General features: G+C 44.0%; 22 protein-coding genes. 20 read left to right on the top strand and 2 right to left on the bottom strand.

All coding sequences use genetic code 11. The annotated features are described in order from the left end of the window. Positions 1 to 39: 39 nt before the first annotated feature. Together VJ374_RS14105 and VJ374_RS14100 are read left to right on the top strand one after the other, a co-directional pair. Positions 40 to 1,641: an SdrD B-like domain-containing protein gene (locus tag VJ374_RS14105; protein ID WP_329469301.1), complete on the top strand. Its 1,602-nt coding sequence runs from the start codon at positions 40 to 42 to the stop codon at positions 1,639 to 1,641. Between the two features lie 115 nt (positions 1,642 to 1,756). Continuing rightward, complete coding sequence (locus VJ374_RS14100) at positions 1,757 to 2,182, top strand: helix-turn-helix domain-containing protein (RefSeq protein WP_035410570.1); 426 nt, start codon at positions 1,757 to 1,759, stop codon at positions 2,180 to 2,182. Between the two features lie 68 nt (positions 2,183 to 2,250). Here the strand turns inward: VJ374_RS14100 and VJ374_RS14095 are convergent, their stop codons facing one another. Further along, the gene (locus tag VJ374_RS14095) at positions 2,251 to 2,502 is read right to left on the bottom strand and encodes a hypothetical protein (protein ID WP_231496907.1); all 252 of its coding nucleotides are present in this window, start codon (positions 2,500 to 2,502) and stop codon (positions 2,251 to 2,253) included. Positions 2,503 to 2,666: 164 nt separating this feature from the next. Between VJ374_RS14095 and VJ374_RS14090 the strand changes: the two genes are divergently transcribed. The 11 genes from VJ374_RS14090 (at position 2,667) to VJ374_RS14040 (ending at position 17,870) form a co-directional block, all read left to right on the top strand. Continuing rightward, positions 2,667 to 3,077 carry a hypothetical protein gene (locus VJ374_RS14090; RefSeq protein WP_056064263.1) on the top strand — a complete coding sequence of 137 codons (411 nt, stop codon included), beginning with the start codon at positions 2,667 to 2,669 and terminating at the stop codon, positions 3,075 to 3,077. Positions 3,078 to 3,574: 497 nt separating this feature from the next. Further along, positions 3,575 to 6,874 (top strand): hypothetical protein, encoded by a 3,300-nt coding sequence (locus VJ374_RS14085; RefSeq protein ID WP_290788640.1) that lies wholly within the window; start codon positions 3,575 to 3,577, stop codon positions 6,872 to 6,874. A gap of 202 nt (positions 6,875 to 7,076) precedes the next feature. Then, positions 7,077 to 9,755, top strand: a complete 2,679-nt coding sequence (locus tag VJ374_RS14080) for a glycoside hydrolase family 70 protein (RefSeq protein ID WP_329469294.1) — start codon at positions 7,077 to 7,079, stop codon at positions 9,753 to 9,755. Positions 9,756 to 9,879: 124 nt separating this feature from the next. Next, positions 9,880 to 11,454: a S8 family peptidase gene (locus tag VJ374_RS14075; protein ID WP_329469292.1), complete on the top strand. Its 1,575-nt coding sequence runs from the start codon at positions 9,880 to 9,882 to the stop codon at positions 11,452 to 11,454. Between the two features lie 137 nt (positions 11,455 to 11,591). Then, entirely contained in the window at positions 11,592 to 13,151 is a 1,560-nt protein-coding gene (locus VJ374_RS14070; RefSeq protein ID WP_329469290.1) for a S8 family peptidase, read from the top strand. Between the two features lie 17 nt (positions 13,152 to 13,168). After that, complete coding sequence (locus tag VJ374_RS14065; protein ID WP_329469288.1) at positions 13,169 to 13,870, top strand: hypothetical protein; 702 nt, start codon at positions 13,169 to 13,171, stop codon at positions 13,868 to 13,870. 57 nt (positions 13,871 to 13,927) lie between these two features. Continuing rightward, a complete protein-coding gene (locus tag VJ374_RS14060; RefSeq protein WP_329469287.1) occupies positions 13,928 to 14,617 on the top strand; it encodes a hypothetical protein in 690 nt (229 codons plus the stop codon). A 44-nt stretch (positions 14,618 to 14,661) separates the two neighbouring features. Next, complete coding sequence (locus VJ374_RS14055) at positions 14,662 to 15,348, top strand: hypothetical protein (protein WP_290752890.1); 687 nt, start codon at positions 14,662 to 14,664, stop codon at positions 15,346 to 15,348. A 15-nt stretch (positions 15,349 to 15,363) separates the two neighbouring features. Continuing rightward, on the top strand, positions 15,364 to 16,053 hold the full coding sequence (locus VJ374_RS14050; protein WP_329469284.1) for a hypothetical protein: 690 nt from the start codon (positions 15,364 to 15,366) through the stop codon (positions 16,051 to 16,053). 15 nt (positions 16,054 to 16,068) lie between these two features. Further along, positions 16,069 to 16,782 (top strand): hypothetical protein, encoded by a 714-nt coding sequence (locus tag VJ374_RS14045; protein WP_329469282.1) that lies wholly within the window; start codon positions 16,069 to 16,071, stop codon positions 16,780 to 16,782. Positions 16,783 to 16,943: 161 nt separating this feature from the next. Then, a complete protein-coding gene (locus tag VJ374_RS14040) occupies positions 16,944 to 17,870 on the top strand; it encodes an LCP family glycopolymer transferase (protein WP_329469281.1) in 927 nt (308 codons plus the stop codon). Positions 17,871 to 17,907: 37 nt separating this feature from the next. On the opposite strand, the gene VJ374_RS14035 is transcribed toward VJ374_RS14040, so the two are convergent. Further along, positions 17,908 to 19,059, bottom strand: a complete 1,152-nt coding sequence (locus tag VJ374_RS14035) for a hypothetical protein (RefSeq protein WP_329469280.1) — start codon at positions 19,057 to 19,059, stop codon at positions 17,908 to 17,910. A 199-nt stretch (positions 19,060 to 19,258) separates the two neighbouring features. On the opposite strand from VJ374_RS14035, the gene VJ374_RS14030 reads away from it, so the two are divergent. The 7 genes from VJ374_RS14030 (at position 19,259) to VJ374_RS14000 (ending at position 25,931) form a co-directional block, all read left to right on the top strand. Beyond that, positions 19,259 to 19,990: a YveK family protein gene (locus tag VJ374_RS14030; RefSeq protein WP_290788605.1), complete on the top strand. Its 732-nt coding sequence runs from the start codon at positions 19,259 to 19,261 to the stop codon at positions 19,988 to 19,990. Then, a complete protein-coding gene (locus VJ374_RS14025; RefSeq protein ID WP_050678204.1) occupies positions 19,983 to 20,678 on the top strand; it encodes a CpsD/CapB family tyrosine-protein kinase in 696 nt (231 codons plus the stop codon). The genes VJ374_RS14030 and VJ374_RS14025 overlap by 8 nt, the downstream gene beginning before the upstream one ends. After that, positions 20,675 to 21,454, top strand: a complete 780-nt coding sequence (locus VJ374_RS14020; protein WP_244290065.1) for a tyrosine-protein phosphatase — start codon at positions 20,675 to 20,677, stop codon at positions 21,452 to 21,454. Before VJ374_RS14025 ends, VJ374_RS14020 begins: the two co-directional genes overlap by 4 nt. Positions 21,455 to 21,645: 191 nt before the next feature. Continuing rightward, entirely contained in the window at positions 21,646 to 22,533 is an 888-nt protein-coding gene (galU, locus tag VJ374_RS14015) for a UTP--glucose-1-phosphate uridylyltransferase GalU (protein WP_329471064.1), read from the top strand. Positions 22,534 to 22,574: 41 nt separating this feature from the next. Continuing rightward, positions 22,575 to 24,425 carry a polysaccharide biosynthesis protein gene (locus VJ374_RS14010; RefSeq protein ID WP_329469274.1) on the top strand — a complete coding sequence of 617 codons (1,851 nt, stop codon included), beginning with the start codon at positions 22,575 to 22,577 and terminating at the stop codon, positions 24,423 to 24,425. 19 nt (positions 24,426 to 24,444) lie between these two features. Further along, complete coding sequence (locus tag VJ374_RS14005) at positions 24,445 to 25,077, top strand: sugar transferase (protein ID WP_329469273.1); 633 nt, start codon at positions 24,445 to 24,447, stop codon at positions 25,075 to 25,077. Beyond that, positions 25,074 to 25,931, top strand: a complete 858-nt coding sequence (locus tag VJ374_RS14000; RefSeq protein WP_329469271.1) for an NAD-dependent epimerase/dehydratase family protein — start codon at positions 25,074 to 25,076, stop codon at positions 25,929 to 25,931. The genes VJ374_RS14005 and VJ374_RS14000 overlap by 4 nt, the downstream gene beginning before the upstream one ends. Positions 25,932 to 25,937: the final 6 nt, after the last annotated feature.

Below are 25,937 nucleotides of genomic sequence, written 5' to 3'. Positions count from 1 at the left end.
GAGGTAATAATAAATCAAGATAGGAGCATACATACACTTATGAAAAAACTTAGCTTACTTTTGATGGCACTCGTTGTTGCATTTGGTCTGAAGTTACCGGTCTATGCGGAAACAGTCGAGTGGGACGTCACAGGAACGGGCACAGGTCCGTATACGTTGACGTTTGAAGGCACAGGCATCGTCGATATCACGTCTGAGACGGCACTTGTCTTTGAAGAGGGCGTGACAGGAAAAGACGTCAACATCGAAGAGACACCGGTCGTGACGTTCACGGCAGAGACGGCACCTGTCGTCAAGGTCGTCTCAGCAGATGGACAGCGGACGGTTCTCGTCCAGTTCGGTAAAGTCGTTACACCAGATGAGCCGACGACAGACGAACCAACGACAGACGAACCGACGACAGAGACACCAAAGACGGATGAGCCAGTCACAGAAGATCCAGCGACAGACGAACCCGTCAAGGAAGAACCAACACCGGAAGAGCCTGTGAAAGAAGACCCGGTCAAGGAAGAGCCGACATCGGAAGAACCAACGACCGAAAAACCGGAGACAGGTGATGACGCGACACCGACACCAGTCGAAACACCGACGACGGCAACGATCGAAGGAACGATCTGGTACGATGAGAACGAGGACGGGATCCGTCAAGAGAAGGAAACACGTCTCGATGATATCCTCGTCTCTTTGATGAATCGGAACGAAGATGTCATCGATGAAGCCTACACGAAGAACGGCACATACAGCTTCAAGAATTTGAAGCCAGGAACGTATGAAGTGGAAGTCGACGGATATGATATGGGTTACTACTTCTATTCCGAGCAAAACGTCGGTGACGACCGGACGATCGATTCCGATGTCGACGAAGACATGGGAACGAAGAAAGTCCGTCTCGTCGCAGGACAAACGGAAGTGATTGATGCAGGAATCTACGGCGACGAAGAGCTTGACGGTATGTTCGAGCATTGGTTAGCTGTCGTCAACTTCTTTGATGCGAACGGCAACCAAAAGCCAGATTATGACGAAGGAACAGTTCCTGCGACATATACGGTGACGGATGCAATCACAGGAAAAGACGTCTATCAAGAGAAGATTTCGAAAGATGATCTAATGATGATCCAACTCGATCCAGGAACATACACAGTTAAGACGGAAGTCGCAGAAGGCTACACGGTCAAAGCGATGCACCACCTTGACATGGATGACTTAATGATGGATATGGATGAAGAAATGTATGAAGATTATGAGTCATTCGCTCAGCAAGCAAAAGCGATGAAATTGATGGCGAACGATGAAGAAGCCTTGACGCCAGAAGAACAAGAAATGGTCGATGAGTTGTTGAAGTACTTTGAGCGGAAATCACCGGAAGCGGGTGTGACGATCGAAGAAGGTAGCCTCGGTACGATCTTGCTCGCAGAAATTGCGAAAGTAGAACCGGTCGCGAAGCCGACGCCAAAACCAAAACCAACACCAACGTCAACAAAAACGCCAGTCAAAGCAGTCGATGCTGCGGCAAAACAGTCGACGACAACAGCAACGGGAACATTACCACAAGCTGGGGAAGACAAGCCATTCCCATATGCAGCAACAGGAGCAGGTCTTGCTGTCGTAGGTCTTTGGTTACTCGTTCGTCGTGGAGCTTAATCATTACAGGGGGACCTTCTACAAGGAGGTCTCTTTTTTGATGTGTGTATTCTTTGACACACACGCACACATGTGTGTATAGTAAAGGTATTACTAAAAGGAAAGAGGGATGACGATGTTAACGACAAAACAGATTAGTGAATTGTTACGCGTCTCAGAAGAAACGGTCCGTCGCTGGATCCGGACAGGTGAATTACATGCTGAACAGGACGGAAAAGGGTACCTTGTCGATGAGTTGGCACTGAAACGTCTCGTTGATCAGAAGTCGCAAATTCCAGGTACAGCGATGAATAAGATTCTCCCGCTCATCCAAGACATGTTCGGACCGGAAGCAGCGCAGTTCGCAAAATCGAACCTGTTCGATCCACTCCGTCAATCGATGGAACAGGCACCACCGAAACCGGAAGCGTCGACAGAGTCACTCGCAGAAGAACTCGATCGCCTGAAACGGAAAAAACGTCGTCTTGAACTCGAGCATGAACTGAAGTTACTAGAGATTGAAGAAAAAATTGCGGCGGTTGAACGGAAAGTTCAATCGTAAAGACAAAAAGCGATGTTCCCGATATAGGAGACATCGCTTTTTTCGTTTCGCTACAAGAAAAACCCACTTCACGAGGCGGAAGGGGTTTTGTCGTTTGTTTGTTTCTTTTTTCGTTGCCAGTACCAGTAAGCAAGTCCCAGTCCAATCGGGATTGCAGCCAGATACGGATTGGCTTCGATGAAGCCGATCATCTCAAAGAGCGCGAACCATCCACTGAGTAAACCGAGGATGAGTAAAATCGTCCGTAGTGCTTCGGGAAGCTTGCGGATCCGATACGCAATGAGACAGACGAGGCAAAAGATAATGATAGCCACGAGCATTCCTCCCATTCCCGTAATCCAGTATAGCGTATTCGGAAAGCTTTTTCGATGTTGAATGATGTGAAATGATTCGGATCAGTTTCGAACAATCGAACCATTTGACCTGTCATGATAAGTGAGCCCCACGCGGACTCACCTATTTTTTGATGAAAAGGAGCAGACGAATGGTCATTGATTATTTCGCAGTCTTACCGAGTGGTAAAAAAGGAGCGCTAGAGCCGCATTGTCTGACGCAAGGTACCTGGTATCAGCGTATCAATGAGGAGTTGTTCCGGGCAATTCATTACGGGGCGGGCATCATCCGGATACGAGACAAGGGAGCGGAGCTACGGATTCCGATTGAGTTTGGATTCGGTTATGTCCTCCAGTACTTGCGCCAGTTTACGGAAGCGGAGCGACAGGACGGACGAAAGCGTCATGTCTTGCAACGTCAACTTGATTGGATTGGTCGTGGATTACCGATTGAACTCAAACGACGTGGATCAAAAATCGAGATGTGGGCCGATGATGTGCATCGTCTACATCGTGAATCATTTCTTCGGGCAATCGAAAAAGCGGATCATTTCATTTCATGAAACCAAACTTTATTTTAGTAAAACGAAAACAAGACAAAAACTTAATACTATGTAAGCGTTTTCTTTAAAGGGGTAAATCCAAAAATTAATTTCCATGCACAGCCCATATAAATATATTTTATCTTACTACTATTCCCCTATTTTTTACAAAAAATCTATTGTGGCGTCTTTTCTAGTTTTGTATATTTGACGTGTAGCATTCTTACCGATTCTCAAAAACGAAACGGTGGTGTGCACGAATCTACAATAAAAATGGCTTTTTGAAGCGGTTTTGGCAGTGTCTTTAGTTCATCCCAATCGGATACATATGAATCACGGATAGATCGTCTTGATGATAGACGAATGATCGCACGTGAAACAGAACGTATTCCTCCTAAGACGACTAAAGAATTTTTTGACTGCTTTAAAGTAAAATATTGCTATATTTTACTTATATTGTAGATTTAAAATTGGGATTTTCGCTTTTGATTTGTTAGAAAAGAGGAGGAATAGTAAACATGGGTTATTCGAAGAAAACGAACAAATTGTACGCTGCTGCAGCTGCGCTTGCAGTCACGGCGTCTGTCGTAGCTCCGGTTGCTGCTGATGCAGCATCGAAGGTCTCGGTTAAATACATCTCTCCAATCTTGATGAAACATGCAGGTGGTTCGAAATACGCAGTCAAGAAATTGACGCTTCCGACGAAAGTCAAAGTCAAACTTTCAAACGGCAAGTATGAGATGCGCTCAGTCAAGTGGAGCGGTTCTGTCAAATTCGAAAAGAAATACATCAACAAATACCAAGTTCTCTACGGTAAGGTAGCCGGTACGACGAAGAAAGCAGTTCTTAAAGTCGAACTTCAAAACTATGTCGTAGATATCATCGAACCAGTCCTCGAACCGGTTGCTGTTGGCGGAAAAGTTCAATTGCCAAGCACAATCAACGTTCAATACAAATCAGGTATCATCGTCAAGCGCCCAATTAGCAAGTTCAACCTCAAAACTCCATCGACTTCAAAAGCAGGAAAATATAAATTAGCTTACACGTACAAAGGTGCTAACTCTGTCGTAACAGGTTACATCAACTACGAAGTTAAGGCAGCAAACATCTCGAACGTCATGGGAAGCGTTGATGATCAGAAGCTTTCAGTCAAAGCAGACGTCATGTACCCAGCAGTGGGCGCGAAGGCAGAACTCTTGATCTACCCAGGCAAAGACATGTCAGCTACACCAATCGTAGCGAAAGGAACGCTCTCGAAAGGGAAGTTCATGGCATCGCAAGGTGGTATTCCAGAAGGAACACACAGCTATGTCGTCAAAGTCGGCGCTGTCAAATCAGCTCCGATGGACTTCACGATTGCAAAAACAGTCCTCGCTTCAGCAAAAGCAATCGGCAAAGAGAGAGTCGAAGTTTCATTCTCGCGTGCCGTTGACTCTGTCACAGCAGACAACTTCAAAATCGCAGGTGCGACAGTTAAATCCGCGACACTTAGCCCAGACAAGAAATCAGCAGTTCTTGAAGTGGAAGGACTCGAGTATGGCAAAGACTATTCAGTTGACGCGAAAGGGATCATGGTCGGTGGCGTCGCGAAGGATCTCGGTTCGCTCAGCTTCATGACACAAAGTGTTGAAGATATTTGGATGCTAGAAGTATCACCAAAAGCTTCGACAATCGTTGCGAACGGAGCAGATAACACGGAAGTGACATTCGCTCTTAAAAACAAATCGACTGGTGAAGTCGATAAAAATGCAGATGATATCGTCTTGAAATTGTCGACATCATTCGGTGCTCTCGCGAAAGATCGTGTCACGATCCAGGACGGTAAAGCGACGGTTCTGTTGACGTCTGAATTCAGTAATACAGATATCGAAGCAATCATCAAAGCAGAAATCATTGAAACGGCAGCTGGCGATTACAAAAACCTAATCGGTAAGATTGCTGGAGAAACGAAAGTCAAATTCAGCACGATCGCTGTGACGCCTGCTCCAATTGAGATGATCAATGTTCTTGCAGCTGAGTCGAACCAAGCAGATCGCGTGACGATCTTCCTCGATAAAGCCGTCTCACGTGAACTTCTTCTTAAATCATTTGGACTCGATAAAGTCATGCAAGGTCTTCATGAAGAAGATTACCTCGCAAACGATAACATCCAAATCGAACAATTCGAGGGAACAAAACGTGTCATCGGTGTCAAAGCAGTTCCTTCGAATCCAAAAGCATTCGAGTTGATCTTGGACAAAGAAACACCACTCCAAGATAACGCAGTCGTTAAGCTGACAGCGAAAATCACGAGCAACACGGATACAGAAGTCAAATCAAAAGCAAGCTTCAAGTTAACAGATGCTCGTCAGCCTGAAGTCACTTCTGTTAAGGCTGTAGGGTTGAATCAACTCGAAGTGAAATTCTCTGAATCTGTTGCTACGGCTGATTTCAAAATCGACGGTCAGTACGGCGAGAAGTACTTCGACGTCCTCCATTATGGATTTGATAATAAAATGGGTGTTGATCGCCGCGATACAGTCAAAATCACTTTAAAAGATAACTATCCAGGTCTTAAACAAGGTTACTTCGCAGCGGGTAAACACTCACTTCAAGTATCAAGCATTTACGACTATGCAGCGCTTTCTGATGAAACGAATATCGGTACGACTCAAAACCTTGACTTCACTGTTGCAGCAGACACGGTTAAACCGACAGCTGGTGTTGTAGTTGAGTCGCCTGAACAATTCCGTATCATGTTCAGTAAAGGTCTTAAAAAAGCGAACATCTTAGCATTGCTTGATAATGAATTGAAGTTTGAGCGTTACAACTCGAATACGAAGAAATATGAAGACTTCAGCAAATATGTCGACGTCACGTCGTATAACAAAGAGACGGGCGAAGCAGTCATCGAGTTGATGAAGGACTGGACGGAAATCTATGATACCGTCAACACGAAAGAAAACTACTACAACGATAAATTCCGCATCACACTCGCGAAAGATGCGATTCAGGCTGAAGCGAATGGAGAGAAAAATGACGCACTCGTGCTTGATTTGAACTATGATGGGTCTCCTCTTAATTCACCAGATCTGAAGAGTGCTGAGATTAACACGATTGATCGCTTAGCACCAAGTAATGATTTCGTTGTTATGATGAGTGAGCCTGTTAAAATCCGCGATCTCGATGAGTACAACACTCCACTCATTAATAGTGATGGTGTAGTCTTACCTCCGAAGACAACTGTTGAATTCATTGGTAAAAACAAAGACGGAAAAATCGTTACAATCGATGGTTCGGTCCTTAATTACACGGATACAACAGACAAAAACTTCCGCGTCGCAGCAAACGAGAATCTACAAAAGCTTGTTGACATGGAAGGTTACGGTGAAGAGTGGAAAGTCGTCGTCAAATCACTTTCGGATGATGTCGGCAACACAGTTGCGACAGCGACACATGATTTCAAACTCATGAAAACACCACCAACACCAGTCTTATCACCATTTGAAATCCTTAAGGTCACTGCTAATGAGAAAAACGAGAAAGATGTCATTCGCATCAAATTCACAGAGGGCGTTCAGTACTCTGGTATGTACGATGCGACAAGTACAGCGAATTATGTCCTGAACGGAAAAGCACTTCCGGTCGGAACAACGATTTCGCTTGCTGACTCAGATGACATCGTATCGAACGGACTTGACATCGTGAAGATCAAAGTCCCAGCTGGTACGCTGAAAACGTTGTCGAACGTCATCGTCGTCAACAAAGATCTTCAGTCGTATGACAACTCTGTCTTGACTGGTGGTTACGAGAAAGCTGTTCTTCTCGGATTGAACTAAGGAATGTGAACCTCTTTCTACTTCGGTAGAAGGAGGTTTTTTCGAGGAATTAGCGCAATCGATTGCATTTTGAAAAATCTATTTACTTAATTTGAAAAATCAGGCTTATATTCATCGTAATAAAATGTTAAATTATGTGATGTTATTTGGAAATTCAGGTGGAAATATTAAAAAACATATAGAAATAAAGGAGATTTAATCCATGAGAAGAACGAAAAAAGTATCTGTTGGATTGTTAGCAGCAGTCGTCGCAACAAGTGGACTCACTTATGCACCAGAACGCGCACAAGCATTCACAGCAGGTGAGAAACTCGACAACCGTGTCATCTTCCAAAGCTTTAGCCTCTTCCAACCGTATGAAAGCAACATGTACCGGACGCTTGCGAAAAAAGGAGATTTATTGAACACATGGGGCGTGACGGATGTCTGGCTTCCACCTGCCTATCGTTCATTTGACATGGCTCGTTATTTAGAAGGCTATGCGATTGCCGATCGATACGATCTCGGTGAGTTCCCGCAAGGACCGGACGATACGATTCCGACAAAATACGGAAAAGCCACACAACTCGAGATGATGGTCGACATGCTACATGACGATCACATCAAAGTCCAGATGGATCTCGTACCGAACCAAATGCTTGGTCTAAGTCAACGAGAAGCGGTCTACGTGCGTCGTGCGACAGGTTCAGGTAAACCATTCGCAAATCCATTCACAGGTGGCGAACAGACGAAGACACTTGTGACGCCTTACCTCGCCTACACAAAAGGTGGCGGTATGGGGCAAGCGAAATACGGCTATATCAAAGAATGGAACAAATCATATCTCAACGGAACATCTCTTCAAGGGCAGGGACTTGGACGGATCATGACGGACCAAGACGGGAAAGCGTATCGTTTCTTTGGTGTCGATCACGCAGATAACTACTTGCCAGAATGGTTGCTTGAAGCGGCAAAAACGGGACATATCAATACGGTCGATTCGTATCTGGCGACAGATGGCTGGTATGAAGTCTCAGAGGGTAACTGGAAACCGATGTTGACGCAATATACAAAAGACACAGGTTATCTGCCGTTCATGCTCAAGAATGGTTTTGCATCAAAAGAAGCTTTGTTGACGTCTAGTGAAGATAAAAAAATTGCCGACTTAACAACTCAATACATGAATACAAAAGCGGAATATGGTTATGGTTCAGAAGAACGTTCGTTCCAAAACGATAACTCTGGTATCGACACAGAAGATCAGTTCCTCTTCGTCGACGAAAAGGGCACGCCGACGAAGACGATCAACAACACGATGGCAAGAAATGATGAATTCCTCGTCGGCGTTGACCTCGCGAACTCGAACCCAGAAGTCATCAAAGAACAGAAGAACTGGATGAAGTGGATGCTTGAAACGTATAAGTTTGACGGATTCCGAATCGATGCGGCGTCTCACTACGATAAAGCGATTCTAAAAGCAGAAGCAGAAATCTCGAAAGCGCATTTCGGAAAACAAGATTACTTGAGCTATATCGAAAGCTATAAAGCATCTCAACGTTCGTACATGAAAGCAAACAACAACGAACAACTCATCATGGACTCTGATTTGTACTTCACATTACGTTCGGCGCTAAAAACTTCGCAAAAACGTCCACTTCGTGATCTTGCGAAACTTTCAGTCGTCGATCGTGAAGGTTATGGAGCGACGGATGTTCAACCGAACTGGTCGTTCGTCAATAACCACGACCAAGAGAAAAATCGTGTCAATCAAATCATGCTTGATATGTACGGCATCAAGGCGGGTGCTCAGTACAGTAAAACGGATCAGCCGAAGTCGTTTGAGAGACTCTACAACAAAAAAGACGAAGCCAAGGCACTTGCGATTTATAATCAAGAGCTTGCTAGTCCGACGAAGAAATACTCAACGGAAAACATCATTGCGCAGTATGCGTTCCTTCTTTCGAACAAAAATACAGTTCCGACCGTCTACTACGGTGATCTCTACCAGACCGATGCATCGTACATGTCAAAAACGACACCGTACTATGACGAAATCACGAATCTCTTAAAAGTACGTAAAAAATACGCGTACGGTAAACAGTTCGTAGCTTACCATACATCGAACACATCAAAAGAAGCTGGGAAAGATTTGATCTCAAGCGTTCGCTTCGGGAAGAACCGGAACACGGGTGTCGCGACCGTCATCGGGAAAAATGCAGGTCTAAATACGACGATTCCAGTCAACATGGGTAAAACACACGCGAACCAAGTCTTCGTCGATGCTAGTGGTGTCACGAACACGAAACTCGTTACAGATAAGAACGGTATCTTGACGGTTCCAGTCAAAGGGATCAAGACGGCTGAAGTGAACGGTTACGTCGGCGTCTTCGTTCCGCAAGCAACAAAAGCACCAGTCGCAACGATCAAAGCCGGTGCAGTCTATCAAGGGAAAGCGTTGAACTTGAAAACGACGATCGCAAACTCAAAAGCAGCAATCGCTTCGACTCGCTACCGTGTCCTCGATACAAAAAAAGCGACAGTCGATTCAAAAAGTCGCCTGACAGGTAAAGCAACAGGGAAAACGACGGTTGAAGCAACGATTACGTTAAAAGACGGTTTTGTCTTGAAGACGGTCTTGCCGATCGAAACAAAAGCAAACAGTGTCACGCTGAAAGCAACAAAAGCAACACTGAAGAAGAACCAGACGACACGGATTGCCTATACTTCAGCAACGGATAAAATCAAATCCGTTCAGTATACATCTGCGAACAAAAAAGTCGCGCAAGTCTCGTCACGCGGTAATGTCAAAGGCATTAAAGCAGGCAAGACGACGATCCGTGTCACGTACACGACAGTTGGAAACTATAAAGTCGTCAAAACATTTACAGTCACAGTCAAGTAACATCAAGCGCCACTCTCAACACGAGAGTGGTATTTTTTATGATTTGCGTCACTGTTTCAATATATTCCACATAATTCCATCTAATCCGGGTATTAGTAAGAAAGACCTAGAGGGAGGAACGATGATGCGCACATGGATAGCAGGGAGTCTAGCACTTGGTTTGATCTTTAGTACGGTACCGGTCAATGCGATCGAGAAAAAAGAGGCGATTCGTCCTGCGACATTGGCGAAAGCAAAAGAAGTACCAGCCTTCTCGAAACAAGCGGGGAGTGCCTTAACCGGACGCTTTGATTCAAAAGGATTAGCAGTCTGGTATTTTGACGCGAAGGATTTTGTCGCGAAAGGTACACACTTCGAGTTCGAGCTTGATTACAACACGTACGGGACGATGTTCGCCAGCAAAGCGGACGCGGAAGCGGGACGGGTCTACAATCGCTATTACCAAGTCACGGATGATACGCTCTACTTCCCGCTCAGTTGGAGTGGACGACAGTACTTAGTGCTCGAAGGGTACCCGGGCGACCGCTACTCCGTTCCTGCCTATATCTCACGTTATGAACCCATCGAGGAATCGATGACAGCTGCCGTCAAAGCAGTCAAACCGGCGTTACTTGTGCAGACGCGTCCTGGTGCAATGCGAGCGCAAGCCTTCGGCGCCTTAAAAGTAGAGTCGGTCACGTCCGAGCTTCGAATCGAGCGACTCGTCTATGCTTCCTATGCAGAAGCGAAAGCAGCGCAACAGAAATTCGAACGCTCATCAGCTGTCGCGTTCGCGGAGTTCGATGCACCAATTCAAGCATTCGGAGTCGATGCCTATCAGAAATATCAATGGTCTCTGCAGAATACGGGGCAAAAGAAAGGTCTCAAAGGGGCGGATATCGGTTTCGTCGCCATGCAAAAACGGATCAAAGGTAAAAAGTTATCTGCAACCAAAGTCGCAGTCCTTGATTCTGGTATCAATCCGAGTTACGCCGACTTCGCGGGCAAAATCCGGATGGATCTCGGCTATGATTTCATCAATGGCGATAAGAGCGCCTGGGATGATAACGGACATGGTTCACATGTCGCGGGAATCATTGCCGCGGGTGGAAATAACACATATGGGATGACAGGCATCAATCCGATGGCGACGTTGATTCCGATTAAGGTCCTCGATGACTCAGGCGCTGGTTCAGTGTCAGGACTCGTCAAAGGCATCCAGCATGCGACGAAACAAGGTGCTCGGGTCATCAACATGAGTCTCGGTGGGAGTTACTCTTCGAAATCGATTGAGTCGGCGTTAGCAGCAGCAGTCAAGAAGAATGTCCTGATCGTTGCAGCTTCCGGGAACGAAGGGCGTGGAACGATTGCTTATCCGGCTCGTTCGAAATATGTCTTGTCGGTCGGGGCGACAGGACGAAAAGATACGAAAGCCTCGTTCTCGAACTACGGGACGGGACTCGACCTTGTCGCACCGGGTGTCTCGATTCCAAGCTACCTCGCGGATGGGGAGTTGCTGTACGGTAGCGGAACCTCGATGGCGACGCCACACGTCGCTGGTGTCGCGAGTCTCTTGATCAGTTTGAAGCCGTCTTTGAAGGCAAGCAGTGTCGAAAGCATCCTCAAGAAATCGGCAAAAGATCTTGGGAAAAAAGGCTATGATACGAGCTATGGTGCTGGTCGGTTGAACGCCAATAGCGCCGTCAAACTGATTCCTTAAATCATTAAAGAAGTCCTGTGCTGACAGGGCTTCTTTTTTTCGGTCCATTCATTGATTGATGGAGGTAAAAAGAACTAGAAAAATCAATTTTTTCCATTATAATGAAAAAGGATACATGAATGAAGGAGTGAAATCATATGAAAAAGATCATCGTCAGCGCTCTCCTCGTGAGTGCGTTTAATACATATACGTTGGATACAACGGAAGCGGTGACAACGGCTAAAAAAGTGCCAGCCATCGAAGCAAAAACGAAAAAAGGCTATATCAAAGGAAAGTTCGACGCGAGTGGGAAAGCGTTGTTCTATTTTGATACGAAGACGTATCTGTCAGGTGGAACACACTTGAAGTTCGCCTTTGATGCTTCCAAAAAAGCGACCGTTTATACGTCGCAGACGGAATACAAACAAAAAGATCCGTATGCGCGGTATGCGAACAGTAAAAAGACACTCTTTTTCCCACTGACGTGGAGTGGGCGACAATACATCGAAGTGACGGGAGCGAAGAATAAGGCGTTCACGATTCCCTATAAGCTCGAACGCCTCGAACCAATTCGGGAATATGCGACAAAATCGGCAACAACTGGACGAGCGACGAGTCTCGTCGTCCGTCTGAACGGGGCGACGAAAGCGAGCACGTTATCACGGACGTCGCGCGCCGCTCATCATGAAACGATCGACAGTACGCTACAAATCGAGAAGTTCTCCTACAACAGCTTCATTCAAGCCGTAGCTGCGAAACGCCAACTTGAACAAACGAAGGGCGTCCGGTACGTCGAACTCGATCAACCGATGAAGTTACTCAGTACCGATCCGTTCCAGTCCGTCCAGTGGGCATTAAAAAACACCGGGCAGCGTGGAGGAGTTAAGGGAGCGGACATCGGTTATCACGCGATGGTCAAGCGGATTGCCAACAAATCACGTTCAACCGTTCGCGTGGCGGTCGTCGACACGGGCATCAATCCGACCTATGCGGATTTCGCTGGACGTGTCCGGATGGATCTCGGATACGATTTCGTTCATAAGCGCCAGCTCGCTTATGACGATCATGGACACGGTACACACGTCGCCGGTGTCATTGCCGCAGCATCGAACAATGGTTACGGGATGACGGGAATCAATGATCGGGCGAGCATTATTCCGATTAAAGTCATCTCACGCAATAACTACGCTTCGAACTCGAATATCGCCAAAGGCATTCTGTTTGCTGTGAAACAAAAAGCAAAAGTCATCAACTTGAGTCTTGGTGGTGGCGGCGTTTCCTTAGCGATTGAAGATGCTCTAGCGGAAGCGCGTAAGAAAGGAATCTTCGTCGCAGCAGCAACTGGCAATGAAGGTGCACCAAAACTGTCCTATCCGGCACGCTCGAAATATGTTTTCTCAGTCGGGGCGACGAATCGATTCGATAAACGAGCATCGTTCTCGAACTACGGCGAAGGACTGGATCTCGTCGCACCAGGGCAAGACATCGCGAGCTACTTACAAGACGGCGAATCCATCTTCTGGAGCGGGACATCGATGGCGACACCGCATGTCGCGGGTGTAGCGAGTGTCCTCTATAGCTTGAAGCCAAGTATCAAAGTGACGGACGTCGAATCGATTCTTCGTAAGTCAGCGAAGGACCTCGGCAAAAAAGGTCGCGATACGACGTACGGGTATGGGCGCTTGAATGCCGATCGCGCCGTCCAGCTCGTGAAATAAGGAAAGTAGGTTAAACGATGAAACGTATCCTATGTGTCCTTCTGATTGGTGTCCTCTGTATAAGCGGAACACTCGAAGGACAGGCAGCATCAAAAGAAGAACAGCAAACATTAAACGATTATCGGAAGTTGAAGTTCGGACTGACACTGACACAAATCGCAAAAGTCGTCTACGGTTCATCATACAAGGAACATCTAATACAAAAGAATGGTGCAACGGTCTTGAAGCAAAAAGCGAATTGGGCGAAGCAGGATAAAGGATACCGGTCCCGGTCGTATTCATTCGTGGATCAGTCGAAGACCCTTCCGAGTCGGACGACACTTGAGTTCTATACGAAGAAAAATGGAAAAACGTATTATCTCGCACAAAAAACGATTCAATTTTTAGCGGATACGAATACAGGACTTCGGGAGAGCACGCGGACACTGAAGCATGTGATGTATGTTCAGGGAGATGAGACAGAAGAAGAGCTCGACGCACTGTTGTCAGGAAAAGGGTTAGGTCAGGTTGGAATGCGCTGGTCATGGGACTTTACATCCGTTCAGACGAAACAGGAACGAAAAGAGTATAAGTATAAGGGACGGATCAAGATTTATATCTTCCAAAGCTCTAATCCAAAGAAGCAAATCGATATGACGATGAAGTTCGATGATCAGCAGAAACAATATAAGGTCAACAACTATAGACTCATTCCGATTGAAGTCCCTAAAACAAAATAAGCAGACAATCATGTCTAATAGTCATCATGAAGGAACAAGGAGAAAGGAAACATCAAAATGAAAGTACTCGTAAAACTGATCGTTCTCGTAATCATGCCGATGTCGGTCTTGATTCCGAATATGACATCGGCAGCATCCAAAGAATCACTGCAAATCAAGCAAGAGTACAAAACACTCAAATTCGGCATGACGCTGACGGAAGTCGCGAAGACGATGTACGGAAAAGAGTACCGAAAGTACATCAAGAAAAAAGATGGGAGAGTCGTCTTTACGAAAAAACCGGGCACGACCGGTAACGAACAAGGTTATCGGTCCCTCGGATATGTATTGGATCGTCCCTCTAAAAACCTTCCAACAACAACACTTCTTGAATTTAGTACGAAACAGCATCAGAAGACATATTACCTGACACAAAAAGCTCTGTACTATCAAGGCGATACGGAGAATGGCTTGTACGAAAATAGCCGGACCGTTGTGAAACCGTCGGCACTCCGCCATGGAATGACAGAGAAACAGCTTAATCAACTGGTGACAGGTAAAAAGCTCGGACAGGTGTCGATGTATCTGAGCTGGAACGTTTCATCCGTCATAAAAAAAAGTCCGATGAAGAATGGACGCTATAAAATCTATCAATTCCATCGACCACATTCGAAAAAAATGCAGGTCGTCACCTTGTCATATAACACGAAGAAAAAGCGATATGAGGTTGACACAGAAATCGGGATTTCATTGAAGTACGAAAAATGAATAATGATGATTCATAGAGTCATCAAAGAGAGAAGGAAGCAGGTATGAAGCGCATCATCACGTGGTCATTCTGTTTAGTATTACTGCTTGGTTTGTTTGTTCCAAGAACAGTATCCGCAGCGACGAAAGCCGAGGCGATTGCGACAAAACAATATCGTGCTTTAAAACCGGGGATGACGGTAGAACAAGTCGCTAAAGTCCTCTATGGCAAGACGTATAAAAAGCAACTGAAGATGAAAAACGGTTCACAAGTTTTACGATTGAACACAGAAATCGAAATGGAGGAATGGGATCGGAACGTTCTTCTCTATGATCTCGTGAATCGAAAAGTTGAATTCCCGTCAGCAATCGGTGTCCTGATGTTCATGACGGAGACGGGTGGAACAAAGTACCGGCTGACGATGAAACAGATGGAGTTCAAACGTGACACGGCAGCAGGCTTCCGGACGAGTGATCGTAAACTGGTCAAAGGTGCGAAAATCAAGAACGGATTGACAGAACAACAAGTGGATCGATTATTGACTGGGAAAGGACTCGGAGCATTCGGAACACTTGGTCAAGCTGATACGACATCTGTTCTTGGGAAAACAGAAGTTAAAGCAGGGAAAGCGACAATCATTCATACGAAATCATACGTTTTTCCAACAGCAACGAATCAGTGGCAGTATGTCTTTTTCATCTATGACGCCAAAAAGAAAACGTATCGTGTCGAAAGTCACGATCGGTATTAAAAAGGAGCTTGGAATATGAACACGACATTCATGAAAATCACGGTAGCGACAATCATCGCGGGATCAACACTCTTTAGTGGAACAGCATCTGCTGCGTCGAAAGTCGAGACAGCGGCAACGAATCAATACAAAGCACTCAAAGCGGGTATGACGATGGAGCAAGTCGCAAAAGTCTTATACGGTAAAGATTACAAAAAGCAATTAACGACGAAAAATGGTTCACAAGTATTGAAGACAAAAGAAGAGTTAAAAGACGTTGAAGATAAACGTAAGGAAATTTATTACGAAATCTATGATCGGAAGGCAAAAATTCCTCCGACGGTAATATCACTCGGTTTCATGACGAAAAAGAATGATTCCGTATATCGTCTTATTTCAAAACAAGTCGAAATGGGACGGAATACATATTCCGAGTATCGCGAGAGTACACGGAAGTTAAACGCAGGCGCTAAAATCAAAACGGGAATGACGGAGAAACAACTCGATGGTGTGCTCTCGGGTTCTGGTCTTGGTGAATGGGCTGGATTGCTTGAGGAAGACGCACGAAGCGCCTTCAGTGCAAAAGAAATCAAAGCCTATGAGATTGAAGCGTTTAAAGGAAAACTGTATGTCTTCCAAAAATCGACGAAATCACGCGTTTACGTTGAGATGAGCTATGACACGAAAAAGAAAACCTACGTTATTGAAAATCACGAGACATTCTAAAAAGGGGATAGGAAGATGAAAACGACATTTACGAAATTGGCTGTAGCAGCAGTCATCGCAGGATCGACACTTTTTAGTGGAACGGCATCAGCTGCAACGAAAGTCGAGACAACAGCAACGAATCAATATACAGCACTTAAAACGGGTATGACGATGGAGCAAGCAGCAAAGGTCTTGTATGGAAAAAGTTATAAAAAACAACTCATCAAAAAAAATGGTTCCACGATGCTGAAGAAAAAAGCAACAACGAGTTCAAATGGAGAAGGACAGAAAATCGCTAACTATCAGTTTTTTGATACAAAAGCAAAAGTGCCACCAGTGACGACGGATTTGACGTTTGTGACAAAAAAGAAGGATCCCGTTTATCGCTTGACGATGAAGATCATCAATATCACGGCAGATACAAAGCTTGAGGCTCGTGAAAGTAAGATGCAACTTGTAAAAGGCGCGAAACTAAAAGAAGGCATGACAGAAAAACAGTTAGATGCTGTTCTGACAGGAAAGGGTCTCGGAGACTGGATGACTTTGATGACATTCGATTTCACAAGTATTGCTACGAAGAAAGAAATTAAAGACGGCATAGCGGGTCCGGAATCGATAAAAGCCTACGTCTTCCAAACAACGGATCCTAAAAAACGAATGGTTGTGAATCTCGACTATAACAGTAAGAAAAAAGTTTTTGAAGTATTCGATTTTGAAAAGGTTTCGGCTAATTCACCACTCTATTAAGTCTTTTCAGAGGTAAAGAGTCTATTTTGTAGTAGGCTCTTTTTTTCATCTTTTCCCGTTTTTGACAAATCGATCTCAAATTTCGTTATACTCAGGCTGTAAGTCTTGTCATACACAACCGATATTAACGAGAAGCAAAACACAGAAGGGAATGGACGCAGTTGGAACGAGTAAAGAAAAAACGTAAGGTGAAAAAACGCTGGACGCCACTGAAAATCATGCTATTGATTGCACTGGTTCTCGTCGTCGGTGTCGGCGGATTCATTGGCTATACATATTATCAAGTCGACCAGACGGTCAAAAAAATTCAGTCACCCGTCAAGAATACGGGAGATAAAGTCGTCGAAGATCAAAAGCCGGTTTCGGTACTATTACTCGGTGTCGATCAACGACCAGGCGAGCGCGGACGCAGTGACTCAATCATGGTCATGACACTGAACCCGACACGAAATGAAAGTCGCTTGATCAGTATTCCCCGGGATACGAAGGTTGATATCGTCGGTCATGGTACGAACGATAAAATCAACCACGCGTACGCATTTGGTGGACCAGAGATGACAATCAAGACGGTCGAAAAATTCCTCAATATCCCAATCAACTATTATGCGGAAATTAACATGGAAGGATTTACGTCGCTGGTTGATGCTGTCGGTGGGGTGACGGTCAATAATGATTTGGACTTTACGGTCAGCGGGACACATTTCCCGGTCGGTAAAGTCAACTTAGATGGAAAATCAGCATTGAAGTTCACACGGATGCGTTATGAAGATCCACGTGGTGACTTTGGTCGTCAGTTGCGACAACGCGAAGTCATCGCCCAAGTCGCAAACAAGTTGTCGTCCGACGTTTCAGTCAGTAAATTCAATGCGATCATGGACGTCGTCGGGAAGAACGCTCAAACAAACGTTTCGTTCAAGCCGATGCGGACACTTGCTTTTGACTACATGGATGCCTTCCGTAACCAAAAGAACTTGAAACTCGAAGGAACGGGTGGAAAAGAAGGCGACGGAATTTATTACTGGCACCCGACAGAAGATTCATTAAAAGAAACACAAACGGCATTACGTTATTCACTTGATATGGAATGAACAAAAGCACCGAATCCGTGAGATTCGGTGCTTTTGTTTAGAACGATTGTTCCGCTAGACGAATCCGGCTGATTGTCCCATCTTTTGCAAAACGCTGAAGACGATAGGAGTTACTCGTGACGAGTCCTGTCGTGTCAGTCTCTAGTTGAAGTGGTGCGAGTGAGGCTAATTGCTCATTCGTAATAGTCGTCTCCGTCCAATCAATCGCGATGACTTTGTTGTCCTTCAAGACAAAGAAATGCTTTCCGTAAAACAGGTAGTCATGCAATTCATCGTTGAAGGTCCGATTAGCCGGTCCATAAAGACTATTCAGTTCTTCACCACTTTTGCCGATAAGGTCAATGAGTGTACCCGTCACAAAACTCGTATCGAGGTTATCGTTTGCCCACGTCAAAAGTGTTTCGTCAGCGAGTGGCTCACCCTCGAGTCTTTTTGTTGTATCGGACGTTTTAATATAACCAGTTAAATCATCCGATAATTCAATTTCAGTCACACCGTCATTTTTCTTGACGATACGATATCCATCACCGAAGTCCGCTTCGTAGAGTAATGTCGTCATTCCTTCTTCTCGGTAGATGTTGCTCGAGCGTGTTTTGACGTATAGAACATCATCAACAGCGGCAGTCTCTTTTGTTACTTTTGATTTCTTTTCCTTTGTCTTCTCAACTGTGATTGGTTTTTCGACAGTGGCTTTTGGTGTCGTATCTGCAGAACCTGCAAAGTAAGTCGAGTAGACGTAAGTTCCACTTGCGCCAAGTAAGAAACAAAGAATCAATAGCGCGATCCAGCCCCAAGGTAATGGTCGTTTTGTTCCAGCATGCTTGATTTCTTTCTCTTTTTTACGGCGTTTTGGTTCCGGTTCACGTTGACTTCGTGAAAGAGTTGGAAGTGGTTCTTCTTCCTTGTTCGGAAGTGGACCATCTTCGTCCAAAATTGGACGAGCAACTAATGTACCGTAAAAGTCAGCTAATGTCGCATGATGTTTTCCGGCGAGGAAGGCATTCCATTCGTCGACCGTGACGATATCTTCGTCATAAGGAATTAGTGGCGGTTGACCGGTGATTCGGATCATTGTATCCGTCAAGGATTCGGTCGAAGCCAGACTCGAACGAATTCGTTCATGAAGTCGTGCGATATCCTCCTTCGAGTGGGATGTATAGAATTGTAGCGCTTGTAACGAGCGATGCATAAAGAAATTCCTCCTATGTCGAGATACGGAAATGAATGTAAAAAGTAACAATTCATCTTTTATTATACGCAATGTTTTTCAATAAACGTATGACATTTCCTAAAAAAACATCAACCATTTCCCAAATATTTGTTATACTGAGTCCTAGTTGATGTAGGAAAGTCACTGAATTAGACAAATAAAGGAGAATAATTAGACCATGAATGAAACGATTAGCTTGCAGGAATTATTTTCGATTTTACGTAAATCGTTCTGGCGCATCTTGGCGTTGACGATCGTCGCCGCTCTCATCTCATTTGCCGTCAGTAGCTTTTTAATTAAGCCAACGTATCAAGCAGGAACACAGATTCTTGTCACTCCCAAAAAACAAGAAAACGAAGTTATCGATGCACAGTCCGTCCAGTCGTCTGTCACATTGGTTAATACATATCGGGTCATCATCAAAAGCCCAGCGATTTTAGAACAGGTTCAGAAGGAAGTTCCGAACGCACCGACAAATGTAGCTGCATTAAATAATATGGTCACGGTCGAAAGTGAACAAAACTCACAGGTCATTAACGTCTCGGTCCAAAGTACGGATGCAGCACTTGCATCAAACATGGCTAACTCGATTGCAGAGGTCTTTAGTTCAGATGTTCAAAAATTAATGAGCGTTGATAACGTTACTGTTTTATCGAAATCAGGCATCCCGACGTCACCCGTTAGTCCGAATATCATTTTAAATACAGCGATCGCTGCAGTCGTCGGATTCTTACTCGGTGTCGGTCTTGCATTCTTACGTGAAGTACTCGATCGTCGCATCCGGACAGAAGACCAGGTCCAACAAATTCTTGATCTACCAGTTCTCGGTAGTATCCCGGATATCGATAGCAAAGTATTCAAGTCATCGTCAAAAGCAGCAAAACGAGAGGCGGTCCAACAACATGGCTAAGAAGAGCAAAATGAATAAAGACGCACGAAAACTGATTACGGTCACGCAACCGAAGTCGCCTGTCGCTGAGCAGTACCGTACTATTCGGACGAACATTGAATTCATGGCTGTCGATCGTGAGATTCAAGCGATTCTTGTCACGTCAGCAACACAAGGTGAAGGAAAATCAACGACGTCATCAAACTTGGCTGTCGCTTACGCGCAACAAGGGAAAAAAGTGTTGATCATCGATACCGATATGCGTCGTCCAACGGTCCATTATACGTTCCGTGTAGCAAATGGTCTCGGACTTTCGAGTCTGTTGACACGCCAAGCGGAAAAAGAAAAAGCGATCTTGCCGACGAAAGTCGATAACCTATCGATTTTGACAGCGGGTCCGATTCCACCGAACCCAGCGGAGCTTTTGTCGTCACGGGCAATGGAGCATCTAACGGAACAACTACGCGAAGAATTCGACATCATCATCTTTGATGCACCACCATTACTACAAGTCGCCGATAGTCGGATTACTTCAAAACTAACGGATGGTGTTGTCCTTGTCGTCGGTTGTACGACATCTGATCGTCAACGCGTCTTAAAAGCGAAAGAACAGCTTGAACTGGCCGAAGCAAAAATTCTCGGTGTCGTCTTGAACCGTCGTGAACTGACGGATGATTCAGCATACCAATACTACTATTCCTATGAGTGAGGGACATTTATATGGTTGATATCCACTGTCATATCTTGCCGCTCGTCGATGACGGTCCGGCTAGTGTCGAACACGCGTTACAGTTAGCCGAACAAGCCGTTGCAGAAGGGGTGTCGCGGATCATCGCGACACCACACCTCTATCACCCACAATTCGAAACAGAAGATGTCGATGTTCAGTTGACGGTTGATGAGTTCAATGTCTTGTTGAAACAACGTGATATTCCGTTAACCGTCTATCCAGGTCATGAGATCCGGTTGATCGGTGAGTTGATGGAAGCGTTAGAAGCAGGGCAAGCGCTGACACTCAACGATTCACGCTATATTTTGATCGAGTTTCCGTCAAGCGGGATTCCATCGTATGCGCGCCAAGTCTTTGCAGAATTGATTTCTGATGGTTATATTCCCGTTGTTGCCCATCCGGAAAAGAACAAGGCGATTATTCAGAATCCGTCATTACTGTTTGAATTGATATCAAACGGTGCCATCAGTCAGGTGACGTGTGCTAGTCTGATCGGCAAATACGGAAAGGATGTCCAGCGGTTTGCGATTGCCTTGCTTGAGAATGGATTAGCCCATCTTGTTGCAAGTGATGCGCATCATCTCGAGAAACGTCCATTCTATTGGAAACAATGCGAACGGATGCTTGAGAAAACATTCGAAGATTGGTTGATCGATGAAATTTATGAAAACAATGAAGCCGTTCTCTTGAACCAACTCGTGACAATCAATCCCCCGAGTCCTGTCGAGAAGAATTGGAAAGGGCAGTGGGTATAACATTTTTTGTCAGGGTGAGGAAAAGAGAGTGAATTGGCACTCTCTTTTTTCTGTGTTAACGCTTACATTATGAAATTATGGAAAACTTTATGGAAAACAGCATGTTTCCTGTGTTATTGTATTTTACATAAAGAATGGAATGTTAGATATAATTTGGGAAACCGAAATTATATATAGGAGATGATTATGTGATTAAAGTAAAAAAAGCAGTTATTCCAGCAGCGGGACTCGGAACACGTTTCTTGCCAGCGACAAAAGCGATGCCGAAGGAAATGTTACCGATCGTTGATAAACCAACAATCCAATACATCATTGAAGAAGCCATTGAATCAGGAATCGAAGATATCTTGATTATCACTGGTAAAGGGAAACGCGCGATCGAAGATCACTTTGATTCCGTACCGGAACTGGAAGCGAACCTGATTTCGAAGAATAAATCAGAATTACTTTACTTAGTCGAAGAGACAACGAAGATTAATATTCATTTCATTCGTCAATCGAAACCAAAAGGTCTTGGGGATGCGATTCTTCAAGCGAAAGCATTCGTTGGCAATGAGCCATTCGTTGTCATGCTTGGTGATGATATCGTGCAGGCTGAAGTTCCGTGTACGCGACAGTTAATCGAACAGTATGAAATCACGAATAGTTCAATCATCGGTGTGCAGCCAGTTCCTGAAAAAGATACGCACCGATACGGCATCGTCGATCCAAGCTCGAGCATCTCAGAGCAATTACATAAAGTGAAATCATTCGTCGAAAAACCAGTGCCTGGAACAGCTCCGTCGAACTTGGCGATCTTAGGTCGTTATCTACTCACACCAGAAATCTTTAAATATCTTGAAACACAACAAGTTGGTTCAGGTGGCGAAATTCAATTGACGGACGCGATTACGCGACTCAATGAAATGCAACGGGTCTTTGCTTATGAATTTGATGGCAAACGGTATGATGTTGGTGAAAAATTAGGATTCATTCGAACGACACTTGAATTTGCGTTAAATCGAGAAGACCTAGGAGCAGACGTAGCAGAAATGATGGAAGAACTGTTGCAAGCACGCAAAACACGATCGCTTGTCTGAAAATCAGCATTCCAAATATTAGTTGAAAGGAGTGAATGTTCGTGAAGAAGTATTACTATTACCGAACGATTTTACTGGCATGTATGGATGCCTGTGCATTAATGGTTGCGATGAGCTTTACATATTTTTTCTTATATCCAAAGGAATTATTTTTATTGATCGACAGTCGTGATTTAGTTCAGTCAGCGACGGTATTTGCTTTACTCTTCATCACAGTCGCGTTTCTTATGAAACTGTACCGTGTTAACTGGAAATATGCGAGTGTACAGGAGGCAATGACATTATCATTGTCTCTGGCACTCAGCTCAATCGGCTTAATAGTGTACCAAGTTCTATTCTTTGGTCAAGTCTTAGAACGTATCACACTATTAAGTTTTTGTATTTCTTTACTGTTACTTGGAGCGATCCGCGTAGCATTACGTTTGCTTGGAATCGGACAGCACTGGCGGAAATATGCTCTGCCACGGCGTATGATCAAGTCACGAAAACGAACGTTGGTCATTGGTGCGGGGCGTGCAGGGCGGGCATTGGTTCGTCAACTCTATGCCTCACCGTTTCATGAATTGAAGCCAGTTGCTTTTGTCGATGATGATCCGAAAAACATGCATTTCGTGATTCAAGGAATTGAAGTTGCAGGAACGACGGAGGATTTAAAGGCAGTCATCGAGCGACATAAAATTGAAGCCATCGTCTTAGCGATTCCTTCGTTGTCACAGCAACGGCGAATCGAACTGATCACGGAAGCGAAGACACTCTGTAAGAACGTTCAAACCTTACCGATGATTGAAGAACTCGTGACGGGGAAAGTCTCGGTCAACGCGATTCGCGATGTATCGATTGAAGATTTACTCGGACGCGAACCGGTTGAACTGAACATCTCGGGGATTCGAAGTGAAATTGAAGGACGAACGGTCCTGGTCACAGGAGCCGGTGGATCGATTGGATCAGAAATTTGTCGCCAAATCATTCAATTTAATCCGACGACGTTAATATTACTCGGTCACGGCGAAAACAGTATCTATTTAATTGAACGGGAACTGCGCAGTTTACAGACAGCAATCAATCTTGTGCCAATCATTGCCGATGTACAAGACCAAATGCGTCTCGACGAAGTGTTTGCACAACACCGACCGGATGTTGTCTTCCATGCAGCCGCTCATAAACATGTGCCGTTAATGGAAGTAAATCCGTATGAGTCGGTAAAAAACAATATCTATGGTACGAAAAACGTCGCAGAAGTAGCCGATCGTCATCAAGTTGAGCGGTTTGTCATGATCTCAACGGATAAAGCGGTCAATCCGACGAACGTCATGGGGTCGACGAAACGAATTGCCGAGATGATCATTCAAGACTTAGGGAAACGGAGTCAGACAAAGTTTGCTGTCGTTCGTTTTGGAAACGTTCTTGGAAGTCGTGGGTCCGTCATTCCACTCTTTAAATCACAAATTGAAGCGGGGGGACCAGTCACGGTGACCCATCCAGAGATGACGCGATTCTTCATGACGATTCCGGAAGCCAGTCGTTTGGTCATTCAAGCAGGCATTCTAGCAGACGGTGGAGAAGTTTTCGTCCTTGATATGGGTGAACCAGTCAAAATCGTTGATCTTGCGAAAAACATGATTGAGTTAAGTGGCTTTACGGAAGACGAGATGCCAATCGTATTCTCAGGGATTCGACCAGGAGAAAAAATGTATGAGGAATTATTAAAAGATGGAGAAGTCGATCCAGAAGCGATTTATCCAAAGATTTTTGTAGGCCGAACGAAGCAAGCTGAACCGATTGAAGAAATACTTCGTATGGTTGAAAATCATCAACTGAATCCATTGCAACTACGCAATACGTTACTTGATATTGCAAACGATGTTGCGCTAAAAAAACAAAAAACAGTATGAACATAAGGAGCTAAAGCAAATGAGTTATATGACAGTGAAACGATTGTTAGGATTCATCCTAGCACTTGTGGCATGTATCGTATTGATACCAGTGTTTTTATGCATCATGGGGGCGATAAAAATTGAATCACGAGGACCTGTCTTCTTCAAACAAAAACGAGTTGGGTTGAAGAAAAGTCATTTCAACATTTTGAAGTTCCGGACTATGTATATTGAAACACCACAAGATACACCGACTCATTTGCTTGCTGATCCGGATGTTTATATTACGCGCGTCGGGAAGTTCTTACGTAAAACAAGCTTAGATGAATTACCACAATTGTTTAACATCTTAAAAGGTGAGATGAGTTTTGTTGGACCCCGACCTGCTTTATGGAATCAATATGACTTAATAGACGAACGTGATAAATATAAAGCGAATGATACATTGCCAGGCTTGACAGGATGGGCCCAAATCAATGGTCGTGACGAATTACCGATTGAAGTGAAGGCAAAACTTGATGGAGATTATGTGAGCCGAATGGGGATTGTGATGGATACACGTTGTTTTATTGAAACTATATTCAGTGTAATAAAAAGTGATGGAGTAGTTGAAGGTGGTCCAAATAAGATGACGTTAAACGAAGTAAATGGTAAGAGGATAAATAGATGAGAAACAGAAATATTTTGGTGACTGGAAAAAACGGCTATGTATCTAAAGAGGTAGTGAGTTTTTTTAAAAGTAAGCAAAAAAATATAGAGTCTGCTTCAATTAAAAATAAAGAATATTTAAAAATTGATTTTAGAAAATACGATACTGTAATTCATACAGCAGCAATAGTGCATAAAAGAAAAGTTCATTATGAAGAATATTATAAAGTGAATGTAAATTTAACTCGAGACATAGCTACTTTAGCAAAACAATCCGGAGTAAGACATTTTATTTTTTTTAGTTCAATGAGTGTATTTGGTGTAGATCAAGGTGTAATTAATAGTAACACTCCTTTGAATCCAACTAATGATTATGGGAAATCAAAACTTGATGCCGAAAAAGTTCTAGGTAATATGGAAGATGAAAATTTTAAAATTACAATAATAAGAGCACCTATGATTTATGGATTTGGTTGCAGCGGTAATTACATTAAGTTGTCCAAAATATCTAGTAAAACATTTATTTTCCCAAATATAAACAACCAAAGAAGTATGATTCATATAGAAAATTTGAATAACTTTATTTTTAATATAGTAGAAGAGGAAATCAGTGGAATTTTCCATCCACAAAACACTAAATATGTTTGTACAACAGATATTTATAAAAAAATAAGAAAATCTAAGAAGAAAAAATATATTTTAACAAGTATTTTTAATATGATAATATTTAAAATTATGAAAAAAAATAATACTGTCAACAAAATATTTGGCGATTTAGTTTATGACAAAAAATTTTCGAAAGTTAGTTTTGAATATCAAACTATAGATTTTGATCAATCAATTTATAAATCGGAAGGTGAAAGCTGTCTTGAGTGAAAAAAA

The organism is Exiguobacterium sp. 9-2 (genome assembly GCF_036287235.1).
Lineage (GTDB): Bacteria > Bacillota > Bacilli > Exiguobacteriales > Exiguobacteriaceae > Exiguobacterium_A.
This window is presented reverse-complemented; position numbering and strand designations above follow the sequence as displayed.